This window comes from Promicromonospora iranensis (genome assembly GCF_028994805.1).
Lineage (GTDB): Bacteria > Actinomycetota > Actinomycetes > Actinomycetales > Cellulomonadaceae > Promicromonospora > Promicromonospora iranensis.
Genome location: NZ_JAJQQP010000007.1, coordinates 339,989 through 350,872, shown reverse-complemented (window position 1 = coordinate 350,872; position 10,884 = coordinate 339,989). Strand labels below are relative to the sequence as shown.

Below are 10,884 nucleotides of genomic sequence, written 5' to 3'. Positions count from 1 at the left end.
GGTGTCCTGGATGCTGCGCGACCTCGGCCAGCACCTCATCGCCGGCGGCTGGGCCACCGCAGCGGTCGGCACCGCCGCGATCGGTACCGGAACCGTCGGCGCCACCGGCACCCGCCCGCGCTCGTCCGGCACGAAGCAGACCGCCGTCGCCGCCGGAGTCCTCGCCGTCCTGGCCGTCGGTGCAGGCGCTGCCGCCCTGATCGCCCACCAGGACGACCAGCCACCGGTCCAGGCCATCGAGGAGGCTGGAGCAGCCGCGGGGGGCAGCGGTGACGGTGCGGGAGGCACCGGCGCAGAAGCTGGTGGCGGCGCGGGTGGTGGTGACACCCCGAGCACTTCTGAGGACACCACGCAGGAGCGGCCGCCGTCGATCCCGCCCGCGGACCCCGAGCCCCGCCCTGCCACGACGCCCAGGGAAGACGCCGTGCCGACGCCGGTGACGGCTCCCGAGCAGGACGCCCCCGCACCGGCGCCCGCACCGGCACCGGCACCGGCACCGGACCCGGCGCCGGCGCCAAGACCGGCGCCCGAGGACCGACCACCGGCGTCCGACCCCGGCTCCGACTCGCCCCCGGGGTCCGGTGGCGGCACGGACGAACCCGATCCGGAGCCTCCGACCGACCCCGCGCCGGAAGAACCCGTCGAGCCGCCGAGCCCGCCCAGGCCACCCGAGCCGGAAGTTCCGGAGACGCCCGGGATCGGCACGGCGCTGGGCGACCTGCTCGCCGGTCTGGGCCTCTCCGGCCTGCCCGGCATCGATCTGGCGACGACCACGCTGGACGAGATCTGGGACCTGCTGTTCGGCACGGTCACCAGCACCACCGAACAGGCCGTCGACGACGCTCGAACAGCGGCCGGGAGCTGATGGTGATGCGGGCTCGCTACCTGGCCCGCATCTCCTCGCCGCTGTGCGAGCGCACAGCACTGCTGGGCGACAGCCCAAGATCGTCCCTCGACCCCGTCCGCACCTTCCCTGCGCCTGCGTTCTTTGCGAGCATGCACGCCCGAGGTCTTGTGCAACGTGAGGTCACGCGGCGCCCTGCCGTGTGTGGGAGGGGGGCGGCGTGACCGTCACCAGCGCGGACCTCAGCCAGTGGGCGGCGTACCGCCGCGCTGTCGTGCTCATGGTCGCCCGGCGTGTGCCCGGCATCGACCCCGAGCTGGCCGCGAGCCGCGGACTGGAGCTGTTGTGCGTCGAGCTCATCAAGCACGGCGGCGTGCCTGACCCTGTCGCGTTCTGGACCGCTGCTTCGCTGGACGCGGCGCTGGAGATGGCGCACGCAGAACCCCCGTCTGCCGACCAGGCCTCGCACACCGAGGCCGTCAGCGCGCCGGTCCGGCGTGCTCTGGACTTCGAGGTGCTGACCACCGCGATGGAGCGGCTGCCTGCCGGAGACCAGCAGCTGCTGTGGGACCACCATGTGGGGTCCCGCACGGTCGCCGCGATCGCCGACGAGATCGGGGTGCTGCCCTACGCCGCCAAGCGGCGCCTGCGTCGCGCCGAGAACCGGCTCGCGAGCAGCTTCGCCGAGACGCACGTCGGCACGGCCGACAACGTCGAGTGCGAGTCCACCCGAGCGTCGATGCACGACTTCGTGCGAAACCGCCTCCTGCCGGGACGTCGGCAGAAGGTGGAGGACCACATGGTTCAGTGCCCGGGCTGCACCAGGGCGTTCGTCGACGTGCGTGAGTCGTACTGGATGCTGCGCGCGGCCGCACCGGTCCTCCTCCTCGGCGCCGCCACCGCCGCGAAGACGAGCACCGCGGTCGCTGCCGCCGCCGGCGCGGGCGTGACCGGGGTCGGGCTCGGTGGCGGTCTCACCACCCTGGGCACCCGCGCGGTCATGACCATCCGCAGCGCGCTGACCGATCCCGTCAGCCTGACGGCGACGGTCGCCGGTGGCCTCTTCATCACGACCGCCGTCACGACGGGCGTGGCAGGCGGAGCGGGAGCCCTGCCGACGTTCCCCGAGACCGGGGTCGTCTCCGTCTCCACGCCGGACGTCGCGAGGACCGCCGCCCGAGGCGCTGCGCCGGCCTCCCGGGCGGAGGACCCGACGAACCTCCCCGAGCCGACGAGGTCTGTCACGCCAGGCGCGGGGAAGGGTGACGGCGTACCACCGGGGCTCGCGAAGCAGGACGGCTTGCCGCCCGGTCTGACGAAGAAGGACGACGTGCCTCCGGGCCTCGCGAAGGAGAAGGACGAGCTGCCCCCCGGCCGGTCGGAGAGGACCGACGACCAGGGACCGCCCGACACGCCCGGGACCGCCACGCCCGGCGGGACCGGCACCGACAAGACCCCGCCCGGCCTCGCGAAGCAGGACAAGACCCCACCGGGCCGTGCCGCGCAGGACGGGACGCCACCCGGCCGGGCGAAGCAGGACGGGACACCGCCCGGCCAGGCGAGACAGGACAGGATCCCGCCCGGCCAGGCCACGAAGGACGAGGGCTCGCCCGGCGTGTCAGGCTCGGCATCGAGCCCTGGGCGCTCCGACGACGGCAGCGCCCGGTCGAACCCGGGACGAGGGAACCCGCACCGGGGCTGATCGGGCGGCTCGACGTGCGACGTGTCCGGGAACAGGCCGTCCGCGCTGCGGCCACGGGGGCGGGGACGAGCAGGACGCCGGCAGGGCGCTCTCGATCACTCCCGGTGCAGGAGCACGAGCACCTCGTAGTGCGAGGTCTGGGGAAACATGTCGAGCAGGCGCCCGCGCACCGGCCGCAGCGACGGCATCGCGGCGAGATCCTTGGCGAGCGTGGTCGCGTTGCAGCTCGAGTACAGGACGTGCTCGATCCCTGAGGTCTCCAGCCATCGTGCGAGGTCCGCGCCGATGCCTCGCCGCGGCGGGTTCACGATCACCATCTCAGGCAGAGCGGGGGCATCCGGCCCGACCGCGAACGCCGTCGCGTCACCTGCGGCGAACGTGACGTCACGGAAGCGCTCGGCGCCTGCGCCGTCGCGCAGCGTCGCCACGGTGCCCGACGCCGCCGCCACCGCCTCCGCGCTGATCTCGATGCCGGTGACGGCGCGGCCCGGAGCGGCGCAGTGCAGCGCGAAGCCGCCCACCCCGCAGTACAGGTCCCAGAGGCTGCTCGGGCCCACCTCGTCCACCCAGTCGCGGGCCTGCCGGTAGAGCTCGGTGGCGACCGCGGTGTTGGTCTGGAAGAAGCTCTGCGGGCGCAGGTCGAGAGTGATGTCGTCGATGCGCATCGGCAGGGTGGTGCGCTCGGTGAGCGGGATCTCGAGGTCACCCTCGAGCACCGCGGCGTGCACGGGCTGGATGTTCGCCGACGCGACCGCCAGGGCGGGAAGCTCCTCCTGCAGCGAGGCCAGGTGCTTGCGGAGACGCGCTATGGCCTCCTGGGAGCGCAGCACGAACCGGACCATGAGCTCGCCGTCGGGCGACAGGGTGACCAGGATGTACTTGAGCTCGCCGCGCTGCTGCGCACGCTTGCCCCGGCCGGAGACCTGGTAGGGCTCCAGCCCGGCCCGCGTGACGAACGCCGCGAGGGGCGCGAAGGCCGCCTGGAGCACGTCGGGATAGAGCCCGCAGTCCGTCAGGTCGACCCCCCGGCCGACACCGTCCAGGATGCCGAGCACCGGCTCGGCGACAGTGCCGCTGACCACCATCTTCGCCTTGTTCCGGAAGCCCGACTCCACGCTCTTGACGGCGGGGAGCCAGGTCAGGCCCGAGCCGGTCACCTCATGGGTCGGCCCGGACCCGGAGGTCGAGACCGTCGACACCGTCGAGACCGGGGCGAGGAGCGCGGCGACGTGCCGCTCCTTGTCGAGCACCTGGGTGGGGTAGTCGATCTCCAGGAGGGTGCAGGAGTGGCAGCGGCCGGCGTCGTAGTGAGGGCACTGCACCCCACCAGTATCAGCCACCGGGCCGCCCGAGCGCGATGACGACCTGGTCACGCTCCGTCGGACGGGAACCCCGCCCCGGACGCCGTCACGCCGTCCGGGGCGAGCGCGGCCGTCAGTCCTGGTACTCGAAGTGCCACGGCTCCTCGCGGCCGCCGCCCGCCCGCGCCCACTCGGGGTGGTGCCAGCCGGCCTCGGGACCGTTGGCGGCGAGCCACTCGTACTCGGGATGCCCGAACCGGAAGCCGTCGTCCACGGGCACGTCCACCGCCAGCGCCCAGCCGTGGTTCGACGTGCCCGGTGCGGCCACCAGGCCGCTGCCGAACTCGTCGAGCGCCTGCAGCTGCCAGTCGTAGGGGCGGTAGCCGTACTCCACACGCAGCGGCTTGCCGAACTCCGCCTCGAACCGCTTCCCGAGCTCCTTCCAGGCCTCGGCCGCGTCGCACCGCAGGTACTGGTCCTGCCCCTCGGGCCCGACCCCTACCTTGCAGAGGGCGTCCAGCTCGAGCCGACCGTTCGAGCCGTCGGCCACCGTCGCGCGCGCTTCCCAGGCCGCCGCCTCGATCGCCGCCCGCGCCGCCTCCCGACGCTGGCTGATCGTCCGCACCGACCGCAGGTCGTTCATGTTCCCGCTCGCCGCGAGCGCCGCCTGGCCTTCGGCACGATGGGTCTCGAGGGCGCTGCGGACGGCACCAGGAGCTCCGGCATCGGCGGTCCAGCTCAGGGTGTACCCGGAGTCGCGCACGGAGATCTTGAGCTGGGCGGTGACCGACGTCAGCTTCGCCTGCGCCGTCGGGAGCTGTGCGGCTTCCTTCCTCGCCCGTTCTGCTGCCGTGGCGGCCCTGGCCTGTGCGTCCTTGCGCTTCTGCTGCCACTGCTGGTGCGACGCCCGCACGTCCTCGGTGGCCGCGACGAGGGTCGTCGAGGTGTCACGTAGGGTGATCGCCCACTCGGTCGCCCGGGCCTCCAGCGCGTCGATGTCCTCCGCCGTCTCGAGCCCGGGGGTGCCGGGCTCGGGGACGGACGGCGGCTGCGTCACGCCGAGCTTCTTGGCCGCGGCGACGTGGTCGGCCAGGTCGGTGCGGACGGCGGCGTCGACCACCTTGCCTTCGGAGACCGTGAGGACCTTTTCCGCGGCCGTGATCTGCTCGGCCAGGCTCTCCTGCGCCGTGCGCCCTTCGTCCACGGCCTGCACGACGACGGCGCGGGCGTCGGCCAGCTGCTCCTGCTCGCGCTGGTTGCCGACGTGCACGAGCGCGAACACGATGCTGCCGACCAGTGCGACGGCCGCGGCGACCAGGAAGACGACCAGCGGTCGCATCGTCCCGCCGTCGGACGGCGTACCCGCCCAGCCGGGTGCCGCGACCGCGGGCTGCGTGTCATGCGACGACTCGGCGGTGCCGGGGGACGGGCTCTGCGTGTCCGGGGCGCCGTCGAGGGGGGGTCCAGCGGGTGCGGGCGGCTCCGCGTTGAGGGGCATGGGCCGAAGTGTGGCGAATCCGGAGCCCGGACGCTAGTTGCCTGCCCGTTCCGCGAGGTTCTTGAGCTTGTCGATGTAGACGGCAGCCTCGCCCGCCTGCCAGTCCGGGATGTTGGTGTTGCCGGCGACGAGGCCCACGGACTTGTCCGTGAGCTCACGCAGGATGTCGGCATGCCCGGCGTGCCGCGCGTTCTCGTTGGTCACGTGAACGATGATCTGGAAGAGCGTGACCTCGCGGTCCCCCCACCAGGGCACGCGACCGACGGTGTCGAGGGGCAGCAGGTCGATGGTCTCGTCGCAGAACGCCCAGGACCTGCGGTAGAGGTCCGACACCGAGGCGATCGACTCGTTCGCCGTCGCGTACCAGTCCGCCTGGGGGTCCTCGTCCAGCGCCTGGTCGGACACGAGCTCCTCGGGGTCGGGCCACTCCCGGCCGAAGGTGGTGCCGAGGTAGCCGATCTCGGTGTTGGCGCAGTGCTTCACCAGGCCGAGCAGGTTGTTGCCGGAGGGCACCAGGGGCCAGCGGGCCTGCTTCTCCGTGAGGCCCTCCAGCTTCCACAGGAGGGCCTCACGGGACTCGTTCAGGTACTTCTTCAGGATCTGCTTCTGTGCCGGCTCACCCGAGCCGGTGGTGCCGTCAGTCGTCTGTGCCATGGGGACAGTGTGTCCCCGGGCACCGACATTCGACGACCTCTTTGCACCGGGCTCGCTTGTTCGGCTTGCGGTGCAGCCACCACTCCGCGAACAGCAGGTTCACCGAGTCCGGGCGCGACCACAGGCAGCGGTTTTCGGACGTTGTGCACAGGTGAGCGGCCGGAACCCGTGGAGCGTCAGCGGTGTGCGTCAGAGTGGTGCCGTGACACGTGATCCCAGGACAGACGACACGACGGCGGCGCCGGCCGCGGCGCTGCGCTGCTTCGGCGACGGCGACCCGCTCTACGAGGCGTACCACGACGAGGAGTGGGGCGTACCCGTCCACGGTGAGGGGGCCCTGCTCGAACGCATAGCGCTGGAGGGCTTCCAGTCCGGGCTCTCCTGGATCACGGTGCTGCGCAAGCGCCCGGCGTTCCGCGAGGTCTTCGAGGGGTTCGACCCGGAGAAGGTGGCGGCCTTCGGACCGGACGACGTCGAGCGGCTGCTCACCGACGCCCGCATCATCCGGAACCGCATGAAGATCGAGGCCACCATCGACAACGCGCGGGCGGTGGTCGCACTGCACGACTCCGGGCGCACGCTCGACGAGCTGTTCTGGTCCTTCGCGCCCGAACCGGGTACGCGCGAGCGCCCCGCCGCCTTCGGTGACGTACCGGGCTGGACCCCCGAGTCGAAGGCCATGAGCAAGGCGATGAAGAAGGACGGGTTCCGGTTCATCGGCCCCACCACGGCCTACGCGGCGATGCAGGCCTGCGGCCTCGTGGACGACCACGTCGCGACCTGCCCCGTGGTGCTGGGGCGCACCCGGGCGGCCAGCACCCCGGCGGTCACACCGGGGTCCGGCGCCTGACCGTCACAGCTCCGCGCACGGCTCCACCACCGGGAGGACGGCGTCGCGGACCCACTCGGCGAGCGACGTGGCCGGCGGGCGCAGGATGACCGTGTCCACCCCGTGCCGGGCGAAGCCGCGCATCTCCTCGACGAAGGCTGCCGTGTCACCGGGGCCGATCGGCGCGCCGCGGTGCAGCATCGTGATGCGGATGTCAGCGGGATCGCGCCCGACGTCGTCACAGTGCCGGTGCAGCACGTCCAGCAGGTGCCGCAGCCGTTCGGGCGTCTCCGCGAACAGGTTGCACGCGTCCGCGTAGCGGGCCACCAGCCGGAGGGTCACCTTCTCCCCCGACCCACCGATCATGATCTCCGGGCCGGACAGCGGCGGCGGCGAGCAGATGGTCTCGGCGAGCTGGTAGTGCTTGCCCTCGAACGGGCCGTCGTTGTCCAGGTCGTACATCTGGCGCGCGATCCGGACCGTCTCCTCGAGCATCTCGAAGCGGTCCTTGAGCGGCGGGAACGGCACGCCGAGGGCCGCGTGCTCCTTGTCGTACCACGCGGCGCCGATGCCGTACGTGGCGCGCCCGCCCGAGACGACGTCGAGCGAGGCGACGATCTTCGCGAGGAGGCCGGGGTAGCGATACGTCACGCCCGTGACCAGTGCGCCGAGCTGCACGTTCTCGGTCACCCCGGCGAGGTAGCCCAGGGTCGTGTATGCCTCCAGCATCGGGTCCGACGCCGGAAAGCCCTGGTGCTCCATCTGGAAGTAGTGGTCCATCACGGAGACCCACGCGACGCCGCCGTCGTCCGCGTACCGGGCGGCGTCCGCCAGCTCGGTACGCATCGCGGCGGGCTCGATCGAGTCGAAACGCATGAAGTGGGTGCCGATTCGCATGCCTCGATCCTCCTACTCCGACGCGTGGCGTCAAGCGCGGAAGGCTGCGAGCTCCTCGGTGCGGCCGAGGACCCGTGCGACGAGCCACGTGATCGAGGCCGCGGTCTCGCGCGGTGTCGCCGTCGGCTGCATGACGTGGCTCAGCACCGACCGGACGACGATGTCGATGACCGCCGTGATCCGCTCCGGCTCCAGGTCGATCTCGTACCGGTCCACCCGGTCCTGCACCACGACCATCAGCGTGCCGAGCAGCGACTCCGAGTGTGTGGTGAGCAAAGGCAGCAGCTCCGTGTCCGCACCGTGGGTCGCGGAGACGACCGCGCGCAGCAGCGCGTTCCCCTCGGCGAGCACGAGCGTGTTCTCCAGGGCTTCGTGAATCGCCGGCAGCAGGTCCTCGGGATGCTTCTCGAAGCCCTCGACGATCGTGAAGATGAACTGGGCCGACTCCGTCAGCACCATCGCCTCGGCGAGGTCCTCGCGACTGCCCACGGCGTTGTAGACGGTCTGCCTGCTCACCCCCGCCTCCTGGGCGAGACGCCCCATGGTCACCTTGGACCAGCCGTCGGCGCAGGTGAGACGCGCCGCAGCCGCGATGATCCGACTCCGGCTGGAGATCGGGTCGTCGTGCCCGCTGGTCACCTCAGCCATAGGGCGATAGTAGGGAACAAGCGGCTCCTGGGCCCGGAGAGAGCGGCTCGACACGGCAGATTTCACCCCTTCGCCCGGCCGCCGCGTGCTCGACGACGGTCGCGGCGCCGCGACCGGTACGGACGCGTCCGGTCGCCCGGAGCCTCGGCGCAGACGAAACCTGTGGCCAGGAAACCCCATAGGGTGGCGAGCATGGACCTCGAAGAACGCCTTGCTGTCTTCATCGACTACGAGAACCTGGCGCTGGGCGCCCGGGAGCACCTCGGCGGGATGCAGTTCGACTTCGGCCCGATCGCCGACGCCCTCGCCGTGCGCGGCCGGGTCGTCGCGCGCCGGGCCTACGCGGACTGGTCGTACTTCGACGAGGACCGTCGCATGCTGACCCGGCACCAGGTCGAGCTGATCGAGATGACACAGCGGATGGGCGCCTCCCGCAAGAACGCCGCCGACATCAAGATGGTGGTCGACGCCATCGAGATGGCCTTCGAGCGCGACTACATCTCGACGTTCGTGATGTGCACGGGCGACAGCGACTTCTCGCCGCTCGTCCACAAGCTGCGTGAGCTGAACAAGCGCGTCATCGGCGTCGGTGTCGAGAAGTCGACGTCGCGACTGCTGCCCGCCGCGTGCGACGAGTTCCTCTTCTACGACCGCCTCGAAGGCGTCGAGGTGCCCGACGACGACCTGAGTACCCCCGCCCCGAAGCGCGGCACCCGTTCACGCAGGCCGGCTGCGGCACCCGAGCGTGCCGCAGCCCAGAAGGCCCCCACCGCGTCGCGCCGCACCAAGGCCGCCGAAGCGGTGGCGGAGGCTGTCGCCGAGGCTCCCGCGCCCGACGCCGCCGTCGAGCCCGAGGCGAAGCCCGCCACCCGGCGCCGCAAGAAGGCCGAGCCTGCCCCCGCGCCGGTCGATGTCGCGCCCGAGGCCGAGATCGACGCGAACGAGCAGGAGGAGGAGGCTCCGGCGTCGAGCGACGCCCCCATGGAGGTTCGGGTGGCGCAGACCCTCGCGGACCTGCAGTCCTCCACGAGCGGCCCGGTGACGGCCTCCGCCCTCAAGCGGACGCTGCTGCGCAAGGACGCCACGTTCAGCGAGTCGGACTACGGCTTCCGCACGTTCGGCGAGTTCCTGCGGTTCCTCGCGGACCGTGGCTTCGTCGAGCTCGCGACGGGTCCCTCGGCGGGCGACCCGGAGGTGTCGCTGCCGGAGCAGGGCAACACCGACTCGGCCTTCGTGCTGCTGCGGACCGTGGTGCAGGAGTCGAACGGATCGGCTGCCCTGTCCGGCCTCAAGAACGCGGTGCGCAAAAAGCGCCCCGACTTCTCGGAGAAGGCGCTCGGTTTCCGCGGGTTCCTGCAGTTCGCGAAGGCGGCGGAAGTGGCGGGCGCGGTCTCCCTGGCCTGGGACGACGACGCCGACGACTACCTCGTCACCGCCTGAGCACACCGGGCACCCCGGCGAGTCGGCGGGTGAGCTCCGCGCCGTCCCTGCCGGCGACCGTCGGCACCTGCGGCGGGTCGATGCCGGGCTCCGTCGGGTCGGCGTTCGGCATGTTCCCGGCGAGCACCCGCTGCCCGCCGGTGAGCTGCCTGATCGCCACCGCACGCACGTGGTCGGGGCGCCGGTCCACGGCCTGCGCGTAGATCTCCGGGTCGTGCTGGCCGTCGTCACCGATGAGCAGCCAGCACACGTGGGGGAACCAGGACATCAGGTGCTCCAGGCTCGCCTCCTTGTGCGCCGGTCCGCTGCGGAACCACCCGGTGAGGGTGGGACCCCAGTCCGTGAGGAGCAGCGGCCCCCGCGGGTAGGCGTGCCGCGCGAGGAAGGCACGCAGGGTGTTCGCGGTGTTCCAGGCCCCGGTCGACAGGTAGAAGAAGCCGGCGTCCGGGTGGACCTCCTGCAGCGTCCGGTACAGCTCGGGCATGCCCGGTACCGCCCGCCGTCCGCTGGAGTGCCGGACGAACGTGTTCCACGCCGCGAGCAGCGGCCGCGGCACCGCGGTCACCATGGTCGTGTCGTCCATGTCGCTGATGACGCCGAACCGCGTGTGCTCGTCGAGCACCCGGATGGCCGCCTCGGCCTCCCACGGATAAGGCTCGTCGAGCACCGTCAGGACGGCGGACTGCCAGCCCGCCGCCAGCGCGGAGCCGGTGGGGATCTCGACGTCGACGTAACCGGCACGGTCGCTCGCTACGACGGCGGTGCGGCCGCCCACCTCGAGCAGGACACGACGGTGGGGCACCGGGACCGTGAGGAAGTGGCGGAACCCGCGCCGGCCTGCGCGGTGGGCCTCCAGGTCCGGGGCGGGCGGACGCGGCCGCGAGAGCAGCACGCGAGCGAGCACCCGCACCTTGTCCGGTGTGCCGTATCCGCTGTAGGTCTCGAGGCGCGGGCGCCAGCCGGCGCGGCGGAGCACCCACCCCGCCGCGGCGTAGAAGTGGTCCTCCACCACCGCGGCGAGGTGCGGGCGCTGTGAGGGGTGCGGGGTCGGAGTAGCCACACCCGATTGTC

Annotated in this window: 9 protein-coding genes and 1 pseudogene; 4 read left to right on the top strand and 6 right to left on the bottom strand. The window is 72.1% G+C overall.

All coding sequences use genetic code 11. The features are described from left to right. Both LUM46_RS14385 and LUM46_RS14380 read left to right on the top strand, forming a co-directional pair. Positions 1 to 865: pseudogene (locus tag LUM46_RS14385) on the top strand (hypothetical protein); the annotation flags it as partial. Between the two features lie 199 nt (positions 866 to 1,064). Beyond that, on the top strand, positions 1,065 to 2,546 hold the full coding sequence (locus tag LUM46_RS14380) for a zf-HC2 domain-containing protein (protein ID WP_274994756.1): 1,482 nt from the start codon (positions 1,065 to 1,067) through the stop codon (positions 2,544 to 2,546). A 95-nt stretch (positions 2,547 to 2,641) separates the two neighbouring features. Here the strand turns inward: LUM46_RS14380 and rlmC are convergent, their stop codons facing one another. The 3 genes from rlmC to LUM46_RS14365 all read right to left on the bottom strand — a co-directional run bounded on the left by rlmC (position 2,642) and on the right by LUM46_RS14365 (position 5,999). After that, positions 2,642 to 3,868, bottom strand: a complete 1,227-nt coding sequence (gene rlmC, locus LUM46_RS14375; protein ID WP_274994755.1) for a 23S rRNA (uracil(747)-C(5))-methyltransferase RlmC — start codon at positions 3,866 to 3,868, stop codon at positions 2,642 to 2,644. A 112-nt stretch (positions 3,869 to 3,980) separates the two neighbouring features. Further along, on the bottom strand, positions 3,981 to 5,345 hold the full coding sequence (locus tag LUM46_RS14370; protein WP_274994754.1) for a M15 family metallopeptidase: 1,365 nt from the start codon (positions 5,343 to 5,345) through the stop codon (positions 3,981 to 3,983). Between the two features lie 33 nt (positions 5,346 to 5,378). Continuing rightward, positions 5,379 to 5,999 (bottom strand): DinB family protein, encoded by a 621-nt coding sequence (locus tag LUM46_RS14365; protein ID WP_274994752.1) that lies wholly within the window; start codon positions 5,997 to 5,999, stop codon positions 5,379 to 5,381. A gap of 202 nt (positions 6,000 to 6,201) precedes the next feature. Here LUM46_RS14365 and LUM46_RS14360 point away from each other — a divergent pair, with 202 nt between their 5' ends. Then, on the top strand, positions 6,202 to 6,849 hold the full coding sequence (locus tag LUM46_RS14360; protein WP_274994751.1) for a DNA-3-methyladenine glycosylase I: 648 nt from the start codon (positions 6,202 to 6,204) through the stop codon (positions 6,847 to 6,849). Between the two features lie 3 nt (positions 6,850 to 6,852). Here LUM46_RS14360 and LUM46_RS14355 read toward each other — a convergent pair whose 3' ends face one another. Next, positions 6,853 to 7,725 (bottom strand): LLM class F420-dependent oxidoreductase, encoded by an 873-nt coding sequence (locus LUM46_RS14355; protein WP_274994750.1) that lies wholly within the window; start codon positions 7,723 to 7,725, stop codon positions 6,853 to 6,855. Between the two features lie 30 nt (positions 7,726 to 7,755). After that, positions 7,756 to 8,373 (bottom strand): TetR/AcrR family transcriptional regulator, encoded by a 618-nt coding sequence (locus LUM46_RS14350; protein ID WP_274994748.1) that lies wholly within the window; start codon positions 8,371 to 8,373, stop codon positions 7,756 to 7,758. Between the two features lie 192 nt (positions 8,374 to 8,565). On the opposite strand from LUM46_RS14350, the gene LUM46_RS14345 reads away from it, so the two are divergent. Then, positions 8,566 to 9,813 carry an NYN domain-containing protein gene (locus LUM46_RS14345; RefSeq protein ID WP_274994747.1) on the top strand — a complete coding sequence of 416 codons (1,248 nt, stop codon included), beginning with the start codon at positions 8,566 to 8,568 and terminating at the stop codon, positions 9,811 to 9,813. Here the strand turns inward: LUM46_RS14345 and LUM46_RS14340 are convergent. Continuing rightward, the gene (locus LUM46_RS14340) at positions 9,803 to 10,873 is read right to left on the bottom strand and encodes an App1 family protein (RefSeq protein ID WP_274994746.1); all 1,071 of its coding nucleotides are present in this window, start codon (positions 10,871 to 10,873) and stop codon (positions 9,803 to 9,805) included. The genes LUM46_RS14345 and LUM46_RS14340 overlap by 11 nt on opposite strands. Between the last annotated feature and the right edge of the window lie 11 nt (positions 10,874 to 10,884).

What these genes read in the sequence shown, in the direction of transcription:
- LUM46_RS14370 (WP_274994754.1), bottom strand. Translation starts at nt 5,345, where the DNA reads ATGCCCCTCAACGCGGAGCCGCCCGCACCCGCTGGACCCCCCCTCGAC.
- LUM46_RS14365 (WP_274994752.1), bottom strand. Translation starts at nt 5,999, where the DNA reads ATGGCACAGACGACTGACGGCACCACCGGCTCGGGTGAGCCGGCACAG.
- LUM46_RS14355 (WP_274994750.1), bottom strand. Translation starts at nt 7,725, where the DNA reads ATGCGAATCGGCACCCACTTCATGCGTTTCGACTCGATCGAGCCCGCC.
- LUM46_RS14350 (WP_274994748.1), bottom strand. Translation starts at nt 8,373, where the DNA reads ATGGCTGAGGTGACCAGCGGGCACGACGACCCGATCTCCAGCCGGAGT.
- LUM46_RS14345 (WP_274994747.1), top strand. Translation starts at nt 8,566, where the DNA reads ATGGACCTCGAAGAACGCCTTGCTGTCTTCATCGACTACGAGAACCTG.